Below are 22,919 nucleotides of genomic sequence, written 5' to 3' on the forward strand. Positions count from 1 at the left end.
CGGATGAGCCAGTCGACCACGCCCGAGAAGCGGGCGGCCACCCCGGAGGGCCGGGAGGCCGCCGCCGGGGCGGCGCGGCCGGTCGCCGAGGCGGCGGCCACCACCAAGAAGCGCCCGGTCGCCGCCGGGACAACGCGCCCGGTCGCCGAGGCGCCGACCGCGCTGCCGCCGCAGGGCCCGGAGGCCCGGCCCGCCACCCCGGAGGCCGCGGTGGCGGCGCTCGCGGCGGACGGGCCCGGGCTGCCCTTCCTGATCGGGGTGCGCCACCACGCGCCCTCCCTCGCGGCCGCCGTCCCGGCCCTGCTGGACGCGGCGGCCCCCGACGTCCTCCTTGTCGAGCTGCCCGCCGAGTTCCAGCCCTGGCTGGGCTGGCTCGCCCACGAGGAGACCCGGGCCCCGGTGGCGCTGGCCGCCGTACCCGCCGACGGCCCGGGTGCGGGCGGCGGACAGGGGCCCGCCTTCTACCCGTTCGCCGACTTCTCGCCCGAACTGGCCGCCCTGCGCTGGGCGGCCCGGAACGGGGTCCCGGCCGTGGCCTGCGATCTCCCGCTCGCCGACCGGGCCTGGGCGCTGGGCGGTCCGGACGCGCCCGCACCCGTACCGGGCGTGGACTCCGCACCCGTACCGGGGGAGGGCCATGGGCTGTCCTCCGCCCTCAGGTCGCGGCTCACCGGGCGCGACGGCGACGACCTGTGGGACCGCCTGGTCGAGGCCCCCGCGCCCGGCTCCCCACCCGAGGCGCTCCGCCGCGCCGCCCTGCTCACCGGCTGGGCGCTGCGGTACGAGGCCGAGGCGCGGCGCGGCGTGGACGGCACCGACCTGGTGCGCGAGGCGTGCATGCGCGAGCACATCGCCGAGGCCCTGGCGAACGGGCGGCGGCCCGCCGTGGTGGTGGGCGCCTTCCACACCCCGGCGCTGCTGCCGTCTGCCGCCGCATCGGCCACGGCCCCCGCGCCGGGCGCACCCGATGCGGCGGACGTGCCTGACGCGGCGGACGCACCCCATGCGGCGGAGGCCCCGGACGCACCCCGTGCGGCGGAGTCTCCGGACGCGCCCAACGCCCCTGCGGGCGCACCGAAGGCACCCGCGCGCGAGCCCGGTGGAGGCGCGGCGGCGGCCTGCACCGTCTCCCTGATCCCGTACACCTACCCCCTGCTCGACTCCCGCTCCGGCTACCCGGCCGGCATCCGCGACCCGGAGTGGCAGCACACCGTCCTGGACGCCGCCGGGGACCCGGCCGCCCTGCACGAGGCGCTGGTCCGCACCGCGGTCCGCGTCTGCGTCGCCCTGCGCGAACAGGGCCATCCCTACGGCCCGGCGGACGGCCGGGAGGTCGTCCGGGTCGCCGGAGACCTGGCCCGGCTGCGCGACCTGCCCGCCCCCGGCAGGGGCGAACTCCTGGAGGCCGTGCAGACGGTGCTCGGCCGGGGCGAGACCTACGGCACGGGCCGCGCCGTCGCCCACGCGCTGGAACGCGTCCTCGTCGGCACCCGTACCGGACGCCCCACGCCCGCCGCCCCGCGCAGCGGTCTCGGCCCCGCCGTGGAGGCCGAGACCGAGGCACTGTCCCTGCCCGGCCCGGCGGACACGCACGAGAAGACCCCGCGCGACCTCCGGCTCGACCCGGCCCGCTCCGCCCTGGACGGGCGCCGTGAACTGCTGCTGCGCCGGCTGACGGCGTGCGGTATCCCCTACGCCCAGGAGCAGGGGGTGACCGGCGCGGCGGGTTCGGAAGGGCTCACCACGCGCTGGCAGGTGCGGTGGACCCCGGCCACGGCCGCGATGCTCACCGCGGCCGGAGTCCGGGGCGTCACCCCCGCCCAGGCGGCCGAGGGTGTGCTGCGCGGACGGCACGCCACCGAAAGCGCGGAGGGCGGCCCGACGGCCGCGCAGGTCGTACGCGGCCTCACGGAAGCCGCGGAGTGCGGGCTCCCCGCCCTGGCCGACGAGCGCCTGACGGAGCTGGCGGCCGTGCTCCCCGCGAGCGGGACCCTTCCCGAACTCCTCGCCGGGCTCGACCTCCTTGACCGCGTCGCCGCGGGCCACCTGCCCGGCCTGGGAGCGCCCCGCGACCCGTCGCGTCCCAAGGCCGCGAACGCCGTCGCCCCCCTCTCCACCCGCGTCGCGCACGCGGCGGAGCTCCTGACCTCGGCGGCGGTGCGCCAGGTCGACGGCCTCACCGGTTCCGAGGAGCCCGAGGACGCCCGGGCGCTGCTCGAACTGGCGCAGCGCGCCGACCGGCTGGGCGGCATCCGGCTCGCCGACGCCCTCGCCCGGCTGGCCGCCGACGGCACCCCGCTGATCGCGGCGGCGGCCGGAGCCGTCCGGGTGCTCACGGGCCACGAGCAGGCCGAGACCTTCGGGGTGCGCGTCGCCTCCTGGGTGGACGCGGCGGTGGACAGCCCCTCCCGGGCCGCCCTCACCGCCCGCCTCACCGGCGTCCTGACGGCGGCGGGCCCGCTCCTGACCGTAGGCGTCGCGGCCCTGGACCCGTTGCTGCACCGGGTCGTCGAGGTGGACGACGCCGCGTTCCTGACCCGGCTGCCCGCCCTGCGCGGCGGCTTCGACACCCTGAGCCCGGCCGCCCGGGACCGGCTGCTGGGCACGGTCGAGGAGCGGCTGGGCGAGCGGGTGGACCTCGCCGACGCGGACGATCCGGCGGAGCTGGCACGCCGCGCGGTCGCCGACCTCGCCGCCCGCGACCTCCTGACCGCCCTCGGCCTGCCGGTCCCGTCCCCGGGGGACACGGGCCGGCGTCCGCCCTCGGCTCCAGACACCACCACCCGGCCTCACGCCGCACCGGCGTACCCCAGCACCACCGGGACCTCCCCGGCGATCGGCCCCGATACCGCCTCCGGCCCTGGTCCGGAAACCGCCCCCGGCCCCGAAGCCGCCCTGGAGTTCGCCCCCGTACGGACCCTCGCCCCCGCCGACCGGTGGCGGCTCGTCCTCGGCCGGCGTCCCGACCAACTGCCGTCCGGGGCCGCCCGCCTGGCCACCGCCCTGGACGAGTTGTACGGCGCGGGGCGCGGGGAGGGCTCCCGTGGCGGCCTGCCCACCCCCGGCGGGAGTCGCGGCGGCCGCGAGGCGTCGTTCCCCGGCGTTCGCGAGTGGTCCGAGGAACTCGCCGCGCTCTTCGGCCCCGGCGTCCGTGAGGAGGTCCTCGCCGCCGCTGCCGCGACCGGCCGGCAGGACGTCCTCACCGAACTCGACCCGGCCGCCGCCACCCCCTCCGTCGAGCTGCTCCGCACGGTCCTGCGCTACGCGGGCGGTCTCCCCGAGGCGCGCCTCGCGGCGCTCCGGCCACTGGTCCGCCGCCTGGTCGACGAACTGACCCGGCAGCTGGCCACCCGGCTGCGGCCGGCCCTCACCGGCACCATGCTGGCCCGGCCCACCCGCCGCCCGGGCGGACGGCTCGACCTGCCGCGTACGCTGCGCGCCAATCTGGCCACAGCCCGCCGCACGGCCGACGGCACGGTCCAAGTCGTCCCCGAGAAGCCGGTGTTCCGCAGCCGTGCCCGCCGGTCGGCCGACTGGCGGCTGATCCTGGTCACCGACGTCTCCGGGTCCATGGAGGCGTCGACGATCTGGTCCGCGCTGACCGCCTCCGTACTGGCCGGGGTGCCCACCTTGAGCACCCACTTCCTGGCCTTCTCCACGGAGGTCGTCGACCTCACCGGCCATGTGCACGACCCCCTCTCGCTCCTTCTTGAGGTGAGCGTGGGCGGCGGCACGCACATCGCGGCCGGGCTGCGCCACGCGCGCAGCCTGATCACGGTGCCCAGCCGGACCCTTGTCGTCGTCATCAGCGACTTCGAGGAGGGCGCCCCGCTCGGCGGACTGCTGTCCGAGGTCCGGGCCCTGGTCGCCACCGGCTGCCATGTCCTGGGGTGCGCCAGCCTCGACGACGCCGGCCGGCCGCGCTACTCGACGGGCGTCGCCGGGCAGCTCGTGGCCGCCGGCATGCCCGTGGCGGCCCTCAGCCCACTCGAACTCGCCCGCTGGATAGGGGAGAAGACCGCATGACCGCCGCCCCGTTGCCACCCGTCGCGCCGGAGGTCACGGCCACACTGGTGGAGGACCTCTCGCCCCGGCTGCGCAAGCGGCTGGACGCGGCGGTCACCAAGCTCGGCAGCCGCCCCACGCACCGCGACGGGGACACGGTGACGATCGCGGTCGACGACGACACCGAACTCCGCCTCCACGCCCCGGGCGGCGTGGTGGCCACGGTGGACGCCATCACCTGCGGCTGCCTCCTCGCCCCGGCCTGCGTCCACCGCGCGGCCGCCGCCAGCGCCGCCCCCGCGGCGGACCCGGCCCCCGAACCCGCCGCCGAACCCGCCGCCGAATCCACCCCCGACGCGGCTCCCGACCCAGCCGCACAACCGGCCGCCCCTACGGTCCCCGACTCCACCCCGCCCCCCAACTCCACTCCGTCCCTCGGCGACACCACCCCGCCGACCGCCCCCGCCCTCGCGACGGCCCCGCCGAGCACCCCCGTCACAGTCCCCGCCCCCGACGAGGCAACCCCCGCCCAGCGCGAGGCGGCCGCCGCTCTCTGGTCGGCGGGCGCGGCCGTGCTGGAGGCGGGTGTGGCCGGGGCCGGCGCCGTCGCCCAGGCGGCACTGCTGCGCGCCGCGCACACCGCCCGGCTCCGGCAACTGCCGCGCGGCGCGTCCGCCGCACTGTCCGTCGTCACCCTGCTGCGCGCAGCCCGCGCCGGCGACCCCTCGTACCGCACCGCCGACCTCGTCACCGCCCTGGCCGAACTGCTGGGCACCGCACACCGCGTGGGGACGGCCTCCGGCGCGGAGCTGGCAGCCGTACGAGGCCGTGCCCGCCGCCCGTACAGCCCGGACGGCTCCCTGCGCCTGTACGGCCTCTTCACCGAACCCGTCGTCACCGACTCGGGGCACGGCGGTGCCCGCACCTGGGTCGTCACCGCCGACGGCCGGCTCTGCACGGTCGGAGACGTGGCGCCCGGCGGGGTGGGACGCGCCCTGGGCGTTGCCGACCGCACCGTGCGCCTCGGGGACACCGCGCTCACCCACCGGGAGCTGGGCCGGGCCGGCCTCGCGGTCTCCGGGGCGACGGTCTCGCCGGACGGCAGACTGGGCGCCGGGAAGGGTGTCAAGGCCGTCACCGCCCGGGGCGCGGCCTGGACGGAACCGCCCCTCGCCGCCCTGTGGGGGACCCCGCCCGCCGAACAGGCCGCCCGCGCCCTGCGATCCGTCTCCCGCTACGCGGAACCGGGCGGCGGTGGCAGCGACCTGCTCTTCCTGGACATCGAACTCCTGGGCGCGGTAGGGGAGTCGGGTGGTACGTGCCTGCTCGCGCGGTGCGACGGCGGGGTCCCCGTCCGGCTCGCCGTGGCCGACGACGACCCCGCGCTGGCCCACCGCGACAACCTGATGCTCCTGGCCACGGCACCGGGGACGCGGCTGCGGATCATCGGCCGCCTGGTGCCCGCCCCGCACCCCCGGCTCACCCTCCTCGCCTGCTCGCACCCCACCGGGGAGTCCACGGTCGACCTCGGCTTCGACCGTCTGAGCCGCGCCGACCTCCCCGACCCGGGCGCCCCCGTGCACTCCGCCCCGGACCGGCCCGGCGGCCCCGGCGCGGAGTCACCCCTCCATCTCCTGGAGCGGCGCGTCGAACAGACCGTCCCTGCGGGCCGTGCCGCCCTCGGCATGCTCGGCGACGTCACCGCCGAGGCCCGCCGCCTGCGCCGCGCGGGCCTCCCCACGGCCGCCGGCCTGCTCACCGCCCTCCGTGCCTCGGCGGCCCGCCGCGAGCGCGACCTCTTCGGCCGCCTCCTCCCCGCCGACACCGACGGCTTCGCCGCCCACTGGCTGGCCGCCACCCGCTACACGGCCTCCGTCGCCGAGTCCCTGTGCGCGGCGGCCTGGGAGCCGGGGCCGGCTGTCCCCACCCACGGCCCCACGGAAGCCACCGCCCCCCGACCAGCCGGAAGCCCCCGATGAACGCCCCCCGCACGAAGATCCTCGCCGCCGCGGCAGCCGTCGCCCTCCTCGCGGGCGGCGGCGCCCTCGCCCTGTCCCTGCGCGGGGGCGACGAACCCGCCCCGCAGACCTCCTTCTGCTGGGCCAGCCTCACTCGCGAGGACGTGTCCGCGCTCACCGTCGAACCGCGCGAGCGGTACACGTCCAGGGAGACCGCAGTGACGACCTCCCGGCTCTCCTACTGCGATGTGGACGGCGAGTTCACGCTGAGCCTCGAATCCCTGCACTCCGCCGAGAGCGTCTGGGGGACCGCCGACGAGGTCGCCGCCGCGTCCCCGGTCCGCGCCCCGATCCCCGGCGCACCCGGATGGGTCAACAGGACGTACGCCGGGGTCCTGCTGCCCACCGACTGCGCCGACGCCTTGGCAAAGCCCGCGCCCTATCTCCAGATCCAGGCGACGAACGACCAGGAGGACACCTGGCGGGACGGCGCTCTGCAGAAGCGGATGGCCACCGTCCTCACCACCGCCGCCGACCGGCTGACCGGGACACTGGGCTGCTCCGGACCCACCCCCGCGACCCCGCCGGGGACCGCCCCGCCCGTACTCGAACGCGAGGAGCTGGACCCCGCCCGGGCGTGCGGCATCGAGGGGTTCGCCCCGCTGAAGCCATCGGCCGTCGCCGGATTCTCCCAGGCTGCGACCGGGGGCGACTTCCGCCTGTGGAGCTGCGCCATCGGCGCCGGCGACGACGACAGCGACAACCTCGTCCACTTCACCGTCACCCAGGAACCCGCCCTGGTCGAACGGCACGGCTCCGACGACAAGGACCGGTCCGCCCTGCTGACCTGCGCGGGCAGGCCGACCCTGGTCCAGGTCGGGCACTTCCACGGGCTGAAGGAGAAGCCCGCCCGCGACGACCTCCGCCCGGACGCCGACCTGCTGACCGGCCTGGCCGACGCCCTCGCCGGCCAGGCCGGGTGCGAGCGGGAGTGACCGGCCCGGCAATCACCCACCAGCCCCCAGCTCGACCGGGTGACCGTCGCCTGCGAGGAGACCTGGGCCACATATGGGTGCGGCCGGGATGTCCTCGCTCCACCTGGGCGTTGGCGTGGGGTGGCGCATCACCCAGCCGACGCCCGATGCCCGATTCCCGACGACCGACGACCGACGACCGATGAACAGGACCTGATGTGACCGACCTCGAATCCGGCCGCGCGGCCGCGGCTCTCTCCCGCCCCTTCACGGTCCGCGGACTCACTTCGCGCAACCGGATCGCCATGGCTCCCATGACCCGGCAGTTCTCCCCCGACGGGGTCCCCGGCCGGGACGTGGCGGACTACTACGCCCGACGGGCCGCCGGTGGGGTGGGCCTGATCATCACCGAGGGCACCTACATCGACCACGACTCCGCCGGGACCAGCGACCGGGTCCCGCGCTTCCACGGCGAGGACGCCTTCGCGGGCTGGGCCGGCGTCGTCGACTCCGTACACGGGGCGGGCGGTACGGTCATCCCGCAGCTGTGGCACGTGGGTGTCACGCGCACCGAGGGCGCGCCCCCGGTGGCGGACGCCGAACCGGTGGGCCCCTCGGGCGTCTCCCTGACCGGCGAGCCCAAGGGGCGCGCGATGACGCAGCAGGACCTCGACGACGTCATCGCCGCGTTCGCCGACGCGGCGGCCGCCGCCGAGCGTCTCGGCTTCGACGGCATCGAACTCCACGGAGCCCACGGCTACTTGATCGACCAGTTCCTGTGGTCCGGCAGCAACCGCCGTACCGACGCCTACGGTGGCGACCTCGTCGCCCGTACCCGGTTCGCGGCCGAGATCGTCGCGGCCTGCCGGGCGGCGGTCTCCGACTCCTTCCCCCTCTTCTTCCGTATGTCCCAGTGGAAGATGCACGCCTACGAGGCCAAGCTCGCGCAGACCCCCACCGAACTGGACGCCCTGATCACGCCGTTGGCCGAGGCGGGGGTCGATGTCTTCCACGCCTCCACCCGCCGCTACTGGCTCCCCGAGTTCGACGACTCCGACCTGAACCTGGCCGGCTGGGTGAAGAAGATCAGCGGCAGGCCGACGGTCACGGTCGGTTCGGTCGGCCTGGACGGTGACTTCTTCGGCGCCTTCGCGGGCAACGGCTCCGCGGTCACCGGCGTCGACCAGCTGTTGGACCGGATGGAGCGCGACGAGTTCGACCTGGTCGCCGTCGGCCGCGCGCTGATCGCCGACCCGGAGTGGGCGGCCAAGACCCTGGGCGGGCGGACCGGGGACATCACCCCGTTCGGTGCGGAGATGCTGAAAACGCTGCGCTGAGTGAGGTGTTGGCGGAGGCGGGGCGGGGGCCGGGGCGGGATCGAGCCGAGTCGAGTCGGGCCGAGTCGAGTCGGGCCGGGCTCGGCGGGAAGCGTCGCGTAGTTGGCCGAATGCGATGTTTATCGGAGCGAATTCCTGAAGGCCGATCCGTCGGCCGCCCGGTCCGGTTCATACTCGGGCCTGCGGGTGCCCCGGCCGTTGTTGTGGCAGGTGCATGGCGATCGGCTGTCGGTGGCCCGCCCCTTGCCCGTGCGCTGGCGACCGCCCTGTTTCCTGACCGAAGAGGAACACACGCCGTGAAGTCGCAGACGTTACGCCTTCCGCTCGCGCTCGGCCTCGCCTCCGCGCTGCTGGCCTTTCCGACGGCCGCGCACGCGCAGCCGGCCGCGGACCACGCCCCGACCCTGGCGGCCCTCAAGGCGCTCCAGGCGAACGCGGGCCCAGGAGCGGGCGTCCACGCCGGTGACGGATCCACGTCCTGGACCCTCTCCACCGGCACGGGCACCGTCGACCAGAACCGGCCGATCCAGCCGGACGAGCGCTTCCGTGCCGGGAGCCAGACCAAGACCTTTGTCGCCGTCGCGGTCCTGAAACTGGTCGAGCGGGGTGCCTTCTCGCTGGACGAGCCGATCGGCGGCCTGCTGCCCGGCGTGGTCACCGGCAACGGGTACGGCGACACCGCCATCACCGTGCGCCACCTCCTCCAGCACACCAGCGGTATCCCCACCAACGGACTGCCCCTCCCGCAGGCCGGTCCGGACGGTACGTACACGCTGGCCGCCCTGGTGAAGGACGGGCTCCGCTTCGCCCCGGCCGCGGCTCCGGGCGCCGCGTTCCACTACTCCAACACCAACTACGAGATCCTCGGCCTGCTCATCGAGAAGGTGACCGGGCTGCCGGTGTACGAGGCGGTCACCACCACGGTCATCCGTCCCCTCGGCCTGCCCCGGACCAGCTTCCCGGCGGCCGGTGACCGCGCCGTACCCGAACCCGCCGTGCACGGCTACCGCGGCGCCCGGATCGGCGGCTTCTTCTTCTGGCTGGACGGAACGGTCTACGAGCCCAGCAACTTCTACGCCTCCGGCGCCGTCATCTCCACCCTGAAGGACCTCACCGCCTTCTACCGGGCGCTGATCGGCGGTGAGGTGCTCACACCGGACTCCCTGGCGGAGCTGGAGAGGACGGTCCAACCCGGAGCGCCGGGTGTGGAGTACGGGCTCGGCATCACCGCGTACGCCCTGTCCTGCGGCGGCAAGGCCTGGGGCCACAACGGTGCCGTGCCCGGTTACTTCACCCAGACACTGGTCACGAAGGACGGCCGGCACGCCTCCGTGGTGACCAACGCCCACCTGGTGACCAATGTCCCCAACGCGCAGATGATGAAGGTGCTGGACACCGCCCTGTGCGAGTCCCGCGACTGACGCGGCGCACACGGCTGACGCGCACCCGACCCCCGCGCCCCCGGCGAACGACCGAGCCCGATGTCCCGTGTCCGGCCGTACCGCCCGCATTTACCGGCCCGCCACGACCCCTTCCCTTCTGTTCGGTTCTCTTGGAGCATTCTGTTCGCTTCTGTTCCCCCACTCCAAGAGGCCCCCACGCATGACTGAGATGAATCGGCGCCGGTTTCTGCAGATCGCCGGTGCGACCGCGGGATTCGCCGCTCTGTCGGGCAGCATCGACCGGGCCGCGGCCATACCCGCCCACCGGGCCGACGGGACGATCCAGGATGTCGAGCACATCGTCGTCCTGATGCAGGAGAATCGTTCCTTCGATCACTACTTCGGGGCGATGAAAGGGGTCCGCGGGTTCGGCGACCCGCGGCCCGTGACCCTGCCGAGCGGAAAGTCCGTGTGGCACCAAGCGGACACCGCGGGCAAGGTGACGCTGCCGTTCCACCCGCCCGCCGACGACCTGGGCATGCAGTTCCTCCAGGGCCTCAACCATGACTGGCCGGGCGGCCAACGGGCGTACAACGGGGGCCGTTACGACCGGTGGGTCCCGGCCAAGACCCCCACGACCATGGCCTACCTCACCCGCGAGGACATCCCCTTCCACTACGCGCTCGCCGACCGCTTCACCGTCTGCGACGCCTACCACTGCTCCTTCATCGGAGCCACCGACCCCAACCGCTACTACCTCTGGTCGGGTTACACCGGCAACGACGGCGCGGGCGGCGGCCCGGTGCTCGGCAACGAGGAGCAGGGGTACGGGTGGAGGACCTATCCCGAGCGGCTGGAGGAGGCCGGGGTCTCCTGGAAGGTCTACCAGGACATCGGGGACGGGCTGGACGCGGCGGGGCGCTGGGGCTGGATCGATGACGCCTACCGGGGCAACTACGGCTGCAACTCACTGCTCTACTTCCACAATTACCGCAATGCCCGGCCCGGCGACCCGCTGTACGAGAAGGCGCGCACCGGCACCGACGTGTCGGCCGGTGGCGGCTACTTCGACGCGATCGCCGCCGACGTACAGGCCGGGAAGCTGCCGCAGATCTCCTGGGTCGCCGCCCCTGAGGCCTTCAGCGAGCACTCCAACTTCCCCTCCAACTACGGTGCCTGGTACATCGCGGGGCTGCTCGACGCCCTCACCTCCGATCCCGAGGTCTGGAGCAGGACCGCCCTGTTCATCACGTACGACGAGAACGACGGCTTCTTCGACCACGTCGTCCCGCCCTACCCGCCGGCCTCCGCCGCCCAGGGCCTCTCCACGGCCGACACCACCACGGAGATCTACCCGGGCGGACCCTCCTACGGACCCGGCCCCTACGGGCTGGGCCCGCGTGTGCCGATGTTCGTCATCTCGCCCTGGAGCACCGGCGGTTACGTCTGCTCCGAGGTCTTCGACCACACCTCCGTACTGCGGTTCATGGAACAGCGCTTCGGCGTGCACGAGCCGAACATCTCGCCCTGGCGGCGGGCGGTCTGCGGCGACCTCACCTCCGCGTTCGACTTCGGCCGCACCGAACCCGCCCCCGACGACCTGCCGGACACCTCCGCGTACGAGCCCCCGGACCGCGAGCGCCACCCCGACTACCGGCCCGTCCCGCCGGCCGTCGGCGCCATGCCCGCGCAGGAACCGGGCAGCCGCCCCACCCGGCCGCTCCCGTACGAGCCGTACGTCGACGCGGCCGTGGAACCGGACAGCGGAAAGATCGCGCTCACGTTCAGCCCGGGGACGGCGGCCGGCGCGCAGTTCCACGTCACCTCCGCCAACCGCACCGACGCCCCGTGGACGTACACCGCCGGCGCGGGCCGGACCCTCACCGACCGCTGGAACTCCGCCCACTCCGGCGGCAGCCACGACCTCACCGTGCACGGCCCGAACGGCTTCCTGCGTACGTTCCGGAGCCCGGGCGCCACCGCCGGACCCGAGGCCACCGCCCGCCACAACGCCACCAGCGGCAACCTGGACCTCACGCTCACCAACTCCGGCGCCGCGGATGCCGTACTGACGATCGCCAACGCCTACGGGGGAGCGGAACAGACGGTGACCGTACGGCCGGGCGCCACGGTTTCCCGCACGGTCGACCTGCGGGCGGGCAAGCGCTGGTACGACGTGTCCGTCACCGCCGACGCCGAACCGGGCTTCCTCCGCCGGTTCGCGGGCCATGTGGAGACGGGGGCCGCCGGAGTCAGCGACCCGGCGACCGTCACCGGCTGAGGTGCGCCGGGAGAACGGCTGAACGGGGTGGGAGCCGGGCCGGACCCTGTGGTCCCGCCCGGCTCCCGTACACGGTCCGGCTCCCGTACGCGGTGGGGGTCAGGCGGCTCCGCCGTTGCCCGCCCCCGCGCCCGACGCGGCCTTGATGCCCTTGACGATCTCGTCCAGGACGGACAGCTTCGGCGCGTCCTTGTTGATGTCGAAGCCGGACCGGACCACCACGAGCATGTCCTTGGAGGCGGGGGAGGGGAACACCAGCGATTCCACGTACCCGTCGTCGCCCTTCTCCGTCACCACCTTCCACCGCACCGCGTAGCCCTTCTGCCCCGCCACGTTGACCGCGTCGGACCTGATCTCCTCGTGCGAGGTGATCTTGCCGTAGGAGTCGCCGCCGTAGGACTCCTCGGCGTTGACGGCGATGTCCTTCTTCGCGGCCTCCTCCGCCGTCCCGGCCGTGAGCTTCAGGGCCACCGCGGGCGCCGAGAAGATCCCTCCACGCACACACGTCTTGTCGGCGCCGCCGGGGCAGGCGTGCTCACCCGTCGTCAGACCGGCGCCGACCGCGGCCGACTTGCCCGTCCACCCCTTGGGCACCGGCAGGCTGATCCCGGCCGCCAGGTCCGTGGCGTAGCCCGGCTCCGTCGGCGGGAGCTGCTCCCCGGGGCCCTGGGAGCCGCCGCCGTCCTCGCCGTCTTTGTCACCTTCGCTCCCGTTACCGCCGTCCGGTGCGCCGGACCCCTCGGGGACGGGCGGTGGCGTGGACGGCGAGGCGACCGCGATGCCCGGCCGGCCCCCGTCGTCCTCGCGCAGCAGGTACATCCCGCCCCCGATCGCGGCGAGCACCACGGCGCCGACGATCGCGCCGACGCCGATACGGATGCCACGGCGGCGCACCGCGGCGGGTGACGGGCGGACGTGGCCCGTCCACTGCGCTCCGTCCCACCAGCGTTCCTGATCGGGGCCTTTACCTGAATGCCCGGGGTCTGGATGCCAGCCGGGCGGGGTCATCTGGGTCACGGGTGCACTTTATGCGGGCAGAGTGAGAATCACATGAACTGCCTGCCGTGCGAGGGGCTGACCTGGGCCGGCGGTCACGGTTCGATCAGGCCCGCGCGGATCGCGTACCGCGTGAGCTCCAGCCGGTCGCGCAGCCCGAGCTTCTGGAGCAGATTGGCGCGGTGCCGCTCCACGGTCTTGACGCTGATCACGAGCAGCTCGGCGATCTCCTTGGAGGAGTGGCCCTCGGCGACCAGCTTGAGGATCTCCTCCTCGCGTTCGGTGATCGCCCGGGCCGGCAGGTCCTCACCGTCCTTGGCCCGGTCGAGGAAATTCCGGATGAGCGCCGTGACCGCGCCCGGGTAGAGGAACGGCTCGTCGCGCATCGCCGCCCGGCAGGCCTCCACCAGGTCCCGGTCGGCCACCGACTTGAGGACGTACCCGGACGCCCCCGCCTTCAACGCCTCGAAGAAGTACTGCTCGTTGTCGTACATCGTGAGCATCAGGATGCGCAGCCCGGGCAGCACACGGGACAGCTCGCGCGCTGCCTGCAGGCCCGTCAGCCGGGGCATCGCGATGTCCAGGATGGCCAGATCCGGCCGTTCGGCGCGGGCCATCTCGATGGCCTCGGCACCGTCGCCGGCCTCGGCCACGACCGTGAGGTCCGGCTCGCCGTCGAGGATCAGCCGGACCCCTCGGCGTACCAGGGCATGGTCGTCGGCCAGCAGGATCCGGGTCGGCGCGGCGGGGCCCCGGGAAGGGGGCGGGGTGGAGAGGGGCATGGTCACCGGCTTCCGTTCTTCCGGACGGGCACATCGTGACGTACTACGGGCACATCGAGTCGTACTTCGGTACCGCCCTGCGGGCCGGGGCCGAGGAACATCTCGGCGCCGATCAGCAGGGCGCGCTCGCGCATGCCGCGCAGGCCCGCGCCCTCGGGGGTGTCCCCGAGCCCCCGGCCGTCGTCGCGGATACGCAGCTCCACCCCGCAGGGGCTGCTGCGCAGGGAGAGTTCGAGCCGTGACGCGCGGGCGTGGCGGACCGTGTTGGTGAGCGCCTCCTGCGCGATCCGGTAGATGACCAGTTCGGCCTCGGCGTCCAGGTCGGGCAGGTCCTTGCCCATCTGCCGGCGGATCGTCAGCCCGTCGGGCGTCGGTGTCTCGGTGATGAGCGCCGTGAGGGCGCTGACCAGACCCAGCTCCTCCAGCACCCCGGGGCGCAGCCGTCGGGCGATCCGGCGGATCTCGTCCAGAGAGCCGCGGGTGATCTCCTGGACCTGCCGCAGCTCGCCCCGGAGCGGCTCGGGGGCGTGGTCGGCGACGCGTTTGAGTTCGAGGAGGACCGCGGTGAGGGTCTGCCCGACCTCGTCGTGGAGCTCCTGGGCCACCCGGCGGCGCTCGGCCTCCTGGGCGGAGAGCGCGCGGGCGCTGCTGGTGGCGCGTTCGGCCTCCAGCCGGTCGAGCATCGTGTTGAACGTCTCGATCAGGGCGGCGATCTCGCCGTGCCCGGCCACCTCGGGGCGCGGGCTCGGGCGCAGCAGGTCGGTCGTGGTCATCGCGCGGGTCACCCGCTGGAGCGGGAAGAGGCCGAGCCGGAGCAGGGCCGCGTTGGCGGCGAGCATGAAAGCGATCCCCCCGGTCAGGATCATCGCCTCCGTCAGCAGGACCGGCGTGGAGATGGTGATCGGGCCGAGCAGCAGCAGGGCGCCCGCTGCGACGAGCACAGCGGCGTTGAGCAGAAAGATCCGCCAGAACAGGGACAAGGGAGCACGGCCTCCATCGGACGTCGCAGCGATCGCGGGCATTGCGGGCATTGCGGGCGTCGACGCGGGCCACGCGCGCGTTCACAGGCATTCGCGGGCGTTGACGTGGGTGTCGACAGCCTCCACTATCGTCGCTGCGCGCGGGAAACACGCCGCCGCCCGGATGCGCCCGCTCCGGCGCCGGGAGGGGCGTACGGCCCACCGCCCGTCTGCATGGTGCGCACCCCCGGATATGGGTGCTGCCCCCGATAGTCCTTCCGGACGCCCCCGCCGATCATGAACTCAGGGCCCGGGGGGCCCTGCCCGTGCCGCACCACCGGGCCGGCGCCGGAGGGGCCGAGAGGTCTCCGTACCGGGAGGGAGACACCATGCCCACGTATGACGAACGGCTGCGCGCCCTTGAGGAGCAGCTGCATCGCGACGACCCCGGTTTCGCGGCGGCGATGTCCGACGGCACCCCGCGCAGCCCCCGCGAGTACCGCCGCCGCAACGCCTGGCTGGCGATGGCCTTCGGGCTCACCGCCCTGGGCATGGGTATCGCTATCGGCCACGGACTCCTGATCGCCACCGGGCTGGTGGTGGCGGGAGCGGCCGCCCACCTCTTCGACCCGCAGCGCGGTCGTCTGCACGGCAAGGACATCCCAGGCACTCCCGGGAACCCGGGAGCCCCCGGAGACCCGCGAACTCACTGACGCGCGGCGCCCGCACCGCCGCTTCCCCCGGCCCCTCCGCACGGGCCGGCCGAGGCCCCGACCGCCGAACCGGTCGGGGCCTTCGTGCGCTCGGAGAATGGGACCTCTGTTTGGTCCTACCTCTGAAGAGTGAGAGGTCCGACCACACCGTATGTGTGACATACGCTGAACGTCCCGGAACCGGCCGAGGCAGGGAGTGGCGGATGTCCGTCGAATGGCAGCCCGTGCGGCAGTCCCGTACGCACGAACTCGTGCTCAGCTCCATCGAGGAGCGGGTCTTCGCCGGTGAGCTCAAGGCGGGTGACCGCCTCCCGCCCGAGCGGGAACTCGCCCCCGTGCTCGGCGTCAGCCGGTCCGCCCTGCGGGAGGCGCTGCGGGTGCTGGAGACCATCGGCGTCCTGGTGGCCCAGCCCGGCCGGGGCCCGGACGGCGGGGCCCGGATCGTGCGCAACCCGGACGACGCCCTGGGCCGGCTGCTGCGGCTCCACTTCGCCCTCGGCAGCTACAGCCTCCAGGACGTCCTGGAGGCCCGGATCGTCCTGGAACGGTCCAGCTTCGAGGCCGCCGCCGGCCACGCGCCGTCCGAGGATCTCGACGAGGCGGAGGAGCTGGTACGGGGGATGGCGGAGCCGGGCGTGGGAGTGGGCGCGTTCAACGACCTGGACACCAGCTTCCACGTCCTGATCGCCCGCAGCTCCGGCAATGCCCTGACCTCCACCCTCACTTCCGCCGTACGGGAGTCGGTGCGCCCGCTGATCCTGCGCGCCCTGGAGGGGGTCGAGGACTGGCCCGCCACCGCCCGCGCTCTCAACGCGCAGCACCGCGCCCTTCTGACGCTGGTGCGCGAGGGGCGAGGCGCCGAGGCCGCCGACCTGGTGGAGCGGCACATCCGAGGGCTGCACGGAACGCTCGTGGACGATCCGTTCGGGCCGTAGCGGCGGGGGAGGGGTGGGGGCGCACCGCTCCGACCTGTCCGGCGTGGCCCATGCCTTCGACGGGCCGAGCCTAGTATGGTCCGACCATAGAAACGTCGTAGTGAAACCGGAACCCGCCGGGGAGGCCCTATGCGCATCGGACTCTTCGCCACCTGTCTGGGCGACACGCTTTTCCCCGACGCGGTGCGCTCCACCGCCGTTCTGCTCACGCGCCTGGGCCACGAGGTGGTGTTCCCGCCGGAGCAGACGTGCTGCGGACAGATGCACATCAACACCGGCTACCAGCGCGAACCCGTCCCCCTGGTCCGGAACTTCGCCGAGCAGTTCGGCGACGCCTCCATCGACGCGGTCGTGATGCCGTCGGGCTCGTGCGCCGGTTCGGTCCGCCACCAGCACGCGATCGTCGCCGACCGCTACGGGGACGCGGCCCTGCGCGCCGGGGTGGCCGTCGTCGCGGCGAAGACGTACGAGCTCTCCGAGCTCCTCGTCGACGTCCTCGGGGTGACCGGGGTCGGCGCGTACTTCCCGCACCGGGTGACGTACCACCCGACCTGCCACTCGCTGAGGATGCTCCGCGTCGGCGACAGACCGCTCCGGCTGCTGCGTGCCGTCGACGCCATCGACCTCGTCGAGCTGCCCGGCGCAGACTCCTGCTGCGGGTTCGGCGGGACCTTCGCACTCAAGAACGCCGAGACCTCCACCGCGATGCTCCACGACAAGCTGGACAGCATCGCCACCACCGGGGCCGAGGTCTGCACCGCGGGCGACTCCTCCTGCCTCATGCACATCGGCGGCGGGCTCTCCCGCATCCGCTCGGGGACCCGCACCCTGCATCTCGCCCGGATCCTCGCCGCCACCCGTGCCACGCCCGACGTTCTGACGGAGGCCGCATCCGTATGAGCACGTTCCTCGGCATGCCCGCCCGGCCGCCCCGCTCCCCGTACGGCACCGGCAACCTGCGCGGCGACGAGCCCTTCCCCCGCGCTGCCCACCAGGAGCTGGGCAACGGACAGCTGCGCCGCAATCTCCACAAGGCCACCACCACGATCCGCGCCAAACGCCTGAACGTCACCGGCGAGCTTCCCGACTGGGAGGCCCTGCGCGACGCCGGCTCCGCCATCAAGACCGACGCGATGAACCGGCTGCCCGAACTCCTGGAACAGCTGGAGCTCAAGGTCACCGAGCACGGCGGCACGGTCCACTGGGCGCGCGACGCCGCCGAGGCGAACGAGATCGTCGCCCGGCTGGTGCGGGCCACCGGCAGCAGCGAGGTCATCAAGGTCAAGTCGATGGCCACCCAGGAGATCGGGCTCAACGAACACCTGGAGTCGGCCGGCATCACCCCGTACGAGACCGACCTCGCCGAACTCATCGTGCAGCTCGCCCACGACAAGCCCTCCCACATCCTGGTGCCCGCGATCCACCGCAACCGGGACGAGATCCGGCAGATCTTCCTGGACCGCATCCCCGGCGTCGACCCGGAGCTGGACAACGTGCCGGCCCACCTCGCGGCCGCCGCCCGTGCCTATCTGCGGCAGAAGTTCATGACCACGAAGGTCGCCGTCTCCGGCGCCAACTTCGGCATCGCCGAGACCGGCACCCTCTCCGTCGTCGAGTCCGAGGGCAACGGCCGCATGTGCCTCACCCTCCCCGACACGCTGATCACCGTGATGGGCATCGAGAAGGTGCTGCCGCGCTACCAGGACCTGGAGGTGTTCCTCCAACTGCTGCCGCGTTCCTCTACTGGTGAACGCATGAATCCCTATACCTCGTTGTGGACCGGGGTGACTCCCGGCGACGGCCCCCAGGACTTCCATCTGGTGCTGCTCGACAACGGGCGCACAGCCGCGCTCGCCGACGCGATCGGCCGCGCGGCACTCAACTGCATCCGCTGTTCGGCCTGTCTCAATGTCTGCCCGGTCTACGAACGGACCGGCGGCCACGCCTACGCCTCGACCTACCCCGGCCCGATCGGCGCCGTCCTCACCCCGCAGCTCGCCGGGATGCACGCGGCCGACGACGACCCCAACAGCTCGCTGCCGTACGCCTCCAGCCTCTGCGGGGCCTGTTTCGACGCCTGCCCCGTGAAGATCGACATCCCCTCGCTGCTGGTGGAGCTGCGTCACCAGCACACCGAACAGGCCGGCACCACACCGGAGAAGCTGGCGATGAAGGCGGCCGCCGCGGTGATGAAGAGGCCCGCGCTGTACACGGGCGCACAGAAGGCAGCCGGCCTCGGCCGCGTGGTCGCGGGACGCGACGGGACGATCTCGCGCCTGCCCCCGCCGTTCAACGGCTGGAGCGACAGCCGTGACACGGCGGCCCCGCCCCGGCGGACCTTCCGCGCCTGGTTCGCCTCCGACGAGGGCCGCGCCACGCTCCGGGCAGCCGCCGACGAACACGACCGGGGCCAGGGAGAGTCCGACCAGGGGCCAGGAGAACCCGACCGGAACCAGGGAGAGGACGGGACCCGGTGACGAGTGCCCGCGAGACCGTGCTCGGCCGGGTCCGTGACGCCCTGGCCCTGGCCCCGACGCCTGCCACCGCCGTACCGCGCGCCTACCGCACCGGCTGGGCCCTCCCCGACCCCGAACGCCTCGCCCTCTTCACCGACCGGCTCCTCGACTACCGGGCCGAGGTCCACCCCTGCACCGCCGACCGCACGGCGAAGGTCGTCGCCGAGGTGCTGCGCGACCACGGCGCCCGCCGGATCGGGGTGCCCGCCGGACTGGATCCGCGCTGGCTCGACGCGTACGACGGTGAGGTGTGCCAGGACGCGGCGGACATCCCCGCGCCCCGACTGGACTCCCTGGACGCGGTGGTGACCGCATCCGCCGCCGGCTGCGCCGAGACCGGCACGATCTTCCTGGACGGTTCGCCCGACCAGGGACGCCGGGCGCTGTCGCTCGTCCCCGATCTGCACCTCTGCGTCGTGGACCTCTCCTCCGTCGAGGCCGGGGTGCCCGAGGCGGTGGCCCGGCTGGTGCCCGAGCGGCCGACGACCCTGATCAGCGGCCCTTCGGCCACCTCGGACATCGAATTGGAGCGGGTGGAGGGCGTGCACGGCCCCCGCACCCTGGTGGTGGTGATCCGTACCGACAGGTGACCGCACTGATAGATGACCGTACCGACAGGTGAGCGATCTATGGTCCGACCTATGAATGACCCACCGTGACCGCCCCCCGACCGAAGACGATCCGCGTCGTCCCTCCATCCTCCGCCCAGCCGACCTCGACCTCGACCTCGACCCCGACACCGCCCGAGCCACCGTCCTCGTCCGGACCGGCTCGTACGTGCGCCGTGTCCACGACCGGCTCCAACGGCCCGGCCCCCGGCTCCGCCGTGAGCGACGCGAGGGCCACCAGCACCACGTCCCCCGCCACGTCGGCGGCCAGCCGGGGCAGCACCGCCCAGCGGGTGAACGCCGTGCCCTGCGGGGCCCGTACCTCCTCCGGCGCCGCCCAGCCGTGGAGCCCGTACAGCTGGGAGCGCACCGGCCCGTCGGGCTCCGTCGCCCAGCCGGTCAGCTCGGCCCGTGCCCCGTCCGGCGCGCCGAGCACCCGGTGCACCCGCAGCTCGTACCGGCCCCGCGCCACCGTCACGCTCTCCACCCGGAGCCCGGGGACGGTGGAGGGGCCCGCCGGGAACACGGGTGTGTGCCAGGACCCGGCCCAGCCCCAGCCGTCGCCGTGTCCGGCCCCGAGCGGGTGGATCCGGCGCCGGGTGCTGCGTACACCGCCGACCGTCACGGAGAGGTGGTTGTCCGCCGGGTTCGCCGCCGAGGTCGGTCCGGTCACGGTGGAGTAGGCGAGCCGGGCGTAGTGCGGGTCCGTGCCGGCCGCCTGCTCGCCCTCGTCCGGGCGGACATGGTCGCTGCCGTGATTGTGGAGCCGTACCACGCCGTCCGCCCGGGTCGACTGCACCAGGAACCCGGCCGCCGGTACGGACAGCACCCGGTCCGCGCCCTCGCTCGGAGCCGTCTCCTCCACCGACGTCCACAGCGGGTGCCCGGCCGGAGCCAGCAGCGCGACGAACGCCTTCGACGCCCAATAGGGCGACGCGGGACCGGAATAGGACTGCAGGGTCGCAGGGTGGGGGCCGTGCCAGCCGAGGCTCAGCAGCCCGTCACCGCCGCTCGCGCCCCGCTCCAGGAAGTACCGCAGCGACCCGTTGACCAGCCGCCGCGACACCCCGGGGAAGAGCGGGGTGTGCCCGGAGACCGCGCCCAGGCCCACGGCCGCGCTCGCGGCGAAGCGGTAGGTGAGCGAGCGCCCGAAGTGCAGCGGGGCCCCGTCGCCGCCGAACATCAGCGAGAAGCTCTCCAGATGTTCGCGCAGCCGCGCCCCGTGGTGCGCCGACGCGCTGCCGTCGCCCGCCAGATGGGCGTCCAGCACCGGATACAGGTGCAACGCCCACCCGTTGTAGTGGTCGAAGGCGCGCCCGTCCCCGTCGGCGTACCAGCCGTCGCCCCGGTACCAGCCCTCCAGCAGCTCCAGCGCCCGCTCCCGTGCCCGGGCGGTCTCCGCGTCCCCGCGCCCCACCGACTCCAGGAAGCCGGCGACCGTGTACGGGAAGAGGTACCAGTTGTTGCCCGCCGGAAGATGCCGCAGCGCACCCCGCAGCCACAGCTCCGCCCGGTCCTGCACCTCGGCCGACAGCCGGTCCCAGAGCCAGGGGCGGGTGAGCCGCAGTCCGAGCGCGACGGACGCGGACTCCACCATGGGCTGCCCCTGCACATGGTGGTCCAGGATGACCGGCCAGGACTCCGTGTCCTCCCGCCCCGGCGTATGTGTCCCGGACGCGAGCCCCCGCCCGTACCGATCCAGCCATTCGTGGGGGTCCTTCCCCTCGGCCCCGGCGACCCGGAAGGCGGCCGCCAGGAAGGTCCGCGCGAACCCCTCAAGGCCGTCGGAGCGCACGCCGGAGTGCGACGGAGGCCCGGGCAGATCGAGCAGCGCTCCGCCGGGCGTGGCCCACCGCCAGGCGGCGTGCAGCAGGCCGTCGGCGGCGGCCTCCCAGTGCGCCCGGGTGTACCCGGTGTACGGGCTCGACGCCCGGTCCTCCGGGGGAAGTACGAACGAGGGGGAGCGGAAGGTCGTCATACGGGGAGGCCAGGCCCTTCCTGGGGGGACACGGTCGGCACCGGAAATCCTGATCGGGTGATCGGAAACGGTCAAGGGATCGACCAGAAGCCCGCCGAAGCGATCAAACGATCAGGAGGAGGTGACGCCAGAGCCTCAGTTGGCGCCGCGCTCAGGGAAGCAGCAGCCAGTCCGCACCGACGGCGGCCACCAGACCGGCCCCGAGCAGCCAGCTGCCGAGCCTTGTACGGCCGTTCCTGCTGAGCTCGATCACCAGGCCGCACAGGATCAGCGCGAGCCCGTAGACACCCACCACCAGCACCGACGACCGGCTCGCGATCCGCAGGGCGAGGACCACACCCATCGCGACCATGCCCACGGAGGAGAGAACGATCCGCAGCCGCCGGGCCTGGCGTGGCGTCAGTCTCTTCGCGAGCTCAGGCTGGCCCTCCGACTCCGATTCAGGCTCCGAATCGGGCGCCGGCTCGGTCTCGGCGTCGGGACGGGAGGCGGCCGCGGTCTGTGTGTCCTCGCCGTCCTCGGTGTCGTGCGCGTCCTCGGCCGGATCCGCCACCGCGGTCCCGGCTATCGAGGTGTCGGTCTCCCGGTCCTGGTCCTTGCGCTGGTCCCGGTCCTGGTCCTGGTCAGAAGTGCTCATGGAGCCGGATCGTAATGGCTGCGCGGCAGCCCCGTTACCGGACCCGGGCGTTCCGCCACCGGCCCGGACCGGCCCGGACCCGCCTGCCCTGACCGCCCCGGACCGCGGGGCCGCCTCGGCTACCCCAGCAGCCGAGGCGCCTCGGCCGCCGCGTCCACCGTAGGGCCGCTCTCCACTCGACCGGCCAACTCCTGGGCCCAGTCGATCAGCCCGCCGATCCCGATGCCGTGCGGCCGGGCCTCGCCGTACGGGGAGAGCGCGCCCGCGCCCCGGCGCAGCAGTCGCGCCCCGCCCGCCGTGTTGCCGCGCGCGGCATGGGTCAGCCCCACGGCCACCTGCGCGAGCCCCCGCCACAGCTCGCGCTCGCTCGAAGGCCCCGACTTCCAGGCGTCCTCGAACACCTCGTGAGCGTGGAACGGCATCCCCGCGTCCAGCAGCCGCTGTGCCTCCCGCAGTGTCTCGTGCGGTGTGCGGACGACACCCTCGGGCTGACGCTCGACCCCGGGCGTGCCGTAGGGCAGCGGACGGCCCAGCCCGTCCCGGGGGCGCGCGTTGCGCGCCCGGCCTTCGGTGTCGCGGTCCCTGCGTGTCTCGTTCACTACTCGATTGTGCCTCGCACCTGCAAGGAATCGGCCGAACCCTGTCGGTGGGCACCCGCGCACGACTAGGCTCGTCCGTCGTCACTGCATGCCATTTGGGGAAGGGTGGGCATGAAGCCGTCCCGGCCGTTGTACGAGCGTGAACCGGAACTCGCCGCCGCTGCTAGGGCCTGTCTTCAAAGGCTATTGATGGGGCATCATATGACGCATGGTGCGGCGACATGAGCTCTCGGACGAAGAGTGGGACGTTCTGTCGGGG

The 22,919-nt window shown here is 73.8% G+C and carries 17 protein-coding genes; 11 read left to right on the forward strand and 6 right to left on the reverse strand.

All coding sequences use genetic code 11. The annotated features are described in order from the left end of the window. The first annotated feature begins 3 nt into the window (after positions 1-3). The 6 genes from IF17_RS0128660 (at position 4) to IF17_RS0128690 (ending at position 11,937) form a co-directional block, all read left to right on the forward strand. On the forward strand, positions 4-4,026 hold the full coding sequence (locus tag IF17_RS0128660) for a vWA domain-containing protein (RefSeq protein ID WP_030571852.1): 4,023 nt from the start codon (positions 4-6) through the stop codon (positions 4,024-4,026). Next, positions 4,023-5,984 (forward strand): hypothetical protein, encoded by a 1,962-nt coding sequence (locus IF17_RS0128665; protein ID WP_030571855.1) that lies wholly within the window; start codon positions 4,023-4,025, stop codon positions 5,982-5,984. Before IF17_RS0128660 ends, IF17_RS0128665 begins: the two co-directional genes overlap by 4 nt. Next, complete coding sequence (locus tag IF17_RS0128670; RefSeq protein ID WP_030571858.1) at positions 5,981-6,958, forward strand: hypothetical protein; 978 nt, start codon at positions 5,981-5,983, stop codon at positions 6,956-6,958. The genes IF17_RS0128665 and IF17_RS0128670 overlap by 4 nt, the downstream gene beginning before the upstream one ends. Before the next feature lie 197 nt (positions 6,959-7,155). After that, complete coding sequence (locus IF17_RS0128680; protein WP_030571860.1) at positions 7,156-8,274, forward strand: NADH:flavin oxidoreductase; 1,119 nt, start codon at positions 7,156-7,158, stop codon at positions 8,272-8,274. Between the two features lie 296 nt (positions 8,275-8,570). Then, complete coding sequence (locus IF17_RS0128685; RefSeq protein WP_030571864.1) at positions 8,571-9,695, forward strand: serine hydrolase domain-containing protein; 1,125 nt, start codon at positions 8,571-8,573, stop codon at positions 9,693-9,695. A 181-nt stretch (positions 9,696-9,876) separates the two neighbouring features. Continuing rightward, positions 9,877-11,937 (forward strand): phosphocholine-specific phospholipase C, encoded by a 2,061-nt coding sequence (locus tag IF17_RS0128690; RefSeq protein ID WP_030571867.1) that lies wholly within the window; start codon positions 9,877-9,879, stop codon positions 11,935-11,937. 99 nt (positions 11,938-12,036) lie between these two features. Here IF17_RS0128690 and IF17_RS0128695 read toward each other — a convergent pair whose 3' ends face one another. The 3 genes from IF17_RS0128695 to IF17_RS0128705 all read right to left on the reverse strand — a co-directional run bounded on the left by IF17_RS0128695 (position 12,037) and on the right by IF17_RS0128705 (position 14,695). Then, positions 12,037-12,945, reverse strand: coding sequence for a DUF2510 domain-containing protein (locus tag IF17_RS0128695; protein WP_078616071.1), 909 nt, complete (start codon positions 12,943-12,945; stop codon positions 12,037-12,039). An 83-nt stretch (positions 12,946-13,028) separates the two neighbouring features. After that, positions 13,029-13,715 (reverse strand): response regulator, encoded by a 687-nt coding sequence (locus tag IF17_RS0128700; RefSeq protein ID WP_030571874.1) that lies wholly within the window; start codon positions 13,713-13,715, stop codon positions 13,029-13,031. A 2-nt stretch (positions 13,716-13,717) separates the two neighbouring features. Then, positions 13,718-14,695: a HAMP domain-containing sensor histidine kinase gene (locus tag IF17_RS0128705; protein ID WP_030571877.1), complete on the reverse strand. Its 978-nt coding sequence runs from the start codon at positions 14,693-14,695 to the stop codon at positions 13,718-13,720. Positions 14,696-15,063: 368 nt separating this feature from the next. On the opposite strand from IF17_RS0128705, the gene IF17_RS0128710 reads away from it, so the two are divergent. From IF17_RS0128710 to IF17_RS0128730, 5 genes are all read left to right on the forward strand, one after another. Further along, complete coding sequence (locus IF17_RS0128710) at positions 15,064-15,387, forward strand: DUF3040 domain-containing protein (protein WP_030571883.1); 324 nt, start codon at positions 15,064-15,066, stop codon at positions 15,385-15,387. Positions 15,388-15,590: 203 nt separating this feature from the next. Beyond that, the gene (locus IF17_RS0128715) at positions 15,591-16,322 is read left to right on the forward strand and encodes a FadR/GntR family transcriptional regulator (protein ID WP_030571885.1); all 732 of its coding nucleotides are present in this window, start codon (positions 15,591-15,593) and stop codon (positions 16,320-16,322) included. A gap of 129 nt (positions 16,323-16,451) precedes the next feature. Further along, positions 16,452-17,222, forward strand: a complete 771-nt coding sequence (locus IF17_RS0128720; protein WP_030571888.1) for a (Fe-S)-binding protein — start codon at positions 16,452-16,454, stop codon at positions 17,220-17,222. Further along, positions 17,219-18,799, forward strand: coding sequence for a lactate utilization protein B (locus tag IF17_RS0128725; RefSeq protein ID WP_030571891.1), 1,581 nt, complete (start codon positions 17,219-17,221; stop codon positions 18,797-18,799). Before IF17_RS0128720 ends, IF17_RS0128725 begins: the two co-directional genes overlap by 4 nt. Beyond that, positions 18,796-19,428 (forward strand): LutC/YkgG family protein, encoded by a 633-nt coding sequence (locus tag IF17_RS0128730; protein ID WP_030571893.1) that lies wholly within the window; start codon positions 18,796-18,798, stop codon positions 19,426-19,428. Before IF17_RS0128725 ends, IF17_RS0128730 begins: the two co-directional genes overlap by 4 nt. Before the next feature lie 49 nt (positions 19,429-19,477). Here IF17_RS0128730 and IF17_RS0128735 read toward each other — a convergent pair whose 3' ends face one another. The 3 genes from IF17_RS0128735 to IF17_RS0128745 form a co-directional block, all read right to left on the reverse strand. Beyond that, on the reverse strand, positions 19,478-21,424 hold the full coding sequence (locus IF17_RS0128735) for a DUF2264 domain-containing protein (RefSeq protein WP_030571895.1): 1,947 nt from the start codon (positions 21,422-21,424) through the stop codon (positions 19,478-19,480). Between the two features lie 151 nt (positions 21,425-21,575). Next, positions 21,576-22,061 carry a hypothetical protein gene (locus IF17_RS0128740; RefSeq protein ID WP_030571897.1) on the reverse strand — a complete coding sequence of 162 codons (486 nt, stop codon included), beginning with the start codon at positions 22,059-22,061 and terminating at the stop codon, positions 21,576-21,578. A 119-nt stretch (positions 22,062-22,180) separates the two neighbouring features. Continuing rightward, entirely contained in the window at positions 22,181-22,660 is a 480-nt protein-coding gene (locus IF17_RS0128745) for a DUF309 domain-containing protein (RefSeq protein WP_030571898.1), read from the reverse strand. Positions 22,661-22,919 lie beyond the last annotated feature (259 nt).

It is taken from the genome of Streptomyces cyaneofuscatus (assembly GCF_000718135.1).
GTDB lineage: Bacteria > Actinomycetota > Actinomycetes > Streptomycetales > Streptomycetaceae > Streptomyces > Streptomyces cyaneofuscatus.

Coding starts and splice junctions, on each gene's coding strand:
- IF17_RS0128695 (WP_078616071.1), bottom strand. CDS start 12,945: ATGACCCCGCCCGGCTGGCATCCAGACCCCGGGCATTCAGGTAAAGGC.
- IF17_RS0128710 (WP_030571883.1), top strand. CDS start 15,064: ATGCCCACGTATGACGAACGGCTGCGCGCCCTTGAGGAGCAGCTGCAT.
- IF17_RS0128690 (WP_030571867.1), top strand. CDS start 9,877: ATGACTGAGATGAATCGGCGCCGGTTTCTGCAGATCGCCGGTGCGACC.
- IF17_RS0128725 (WP_030571891.1), top strand. CDS start 17,219: ATGAGCACGTTCCTCGGCATGCCCGCCCGGCCGCCCCGCTCCCCGTAC.
- IF17_RS0128715 (WP_030571885.1), top strand. CDS start 15,591: ATGTCCGTCGAATGGCAGCCCGTGCGGCAGTCCCGTACGCACGAACTC.
- IF17_RS0128735 (WP_030571895.1), bottom strand. CDS start 21,424: ATGACGACCTTCCGCTCCCCCTCGTTCGTACTTCCCCCGGAGGACCGG.
- IF17_RS0128670 (WP_030571858.1), top strand. CDS start 5,981: ATGAACGCCCCCCGCACGAAGATCCTCGCCGCCGCGGCAGCCGTCGCC.
- IF17_RS0128660 (WP_030571852.1), top strand. CDS start 4: ATGAGCCAGTCGACCACGCCCGAGAAGCGGGCGGCCACCCCGGAGGGC.
- IF17_RS0128720 (WP_030571888.1), top strand. CDS start 16,452: ATGCGCATCGGACTCTTCGCCACCTGTCTGGGCGACACGCTTTTCCCC.
- IF17_RS0128740 (WP_030571897.1), bottom strand. CDS start 22,061: ATGAGCACTTCTGACCAGGACCAGGACCGGGACCAGCGCAAGGACCAG.
- IF17_RS0128700 (WP_030571874.1), bottom strand. CDS start 13,715: ATGCCCCTCTCCACCCCGCCCCCTTCCCGGGGCCCCGCCGCGCCGACC.
- IF17_RS0128665 (WP_030571855.1), top strand. CDS start 4,023: ATGACCGCCGCCCCGTTGCCACCCGTCGCGCCGGAGGTCACGGCCACA.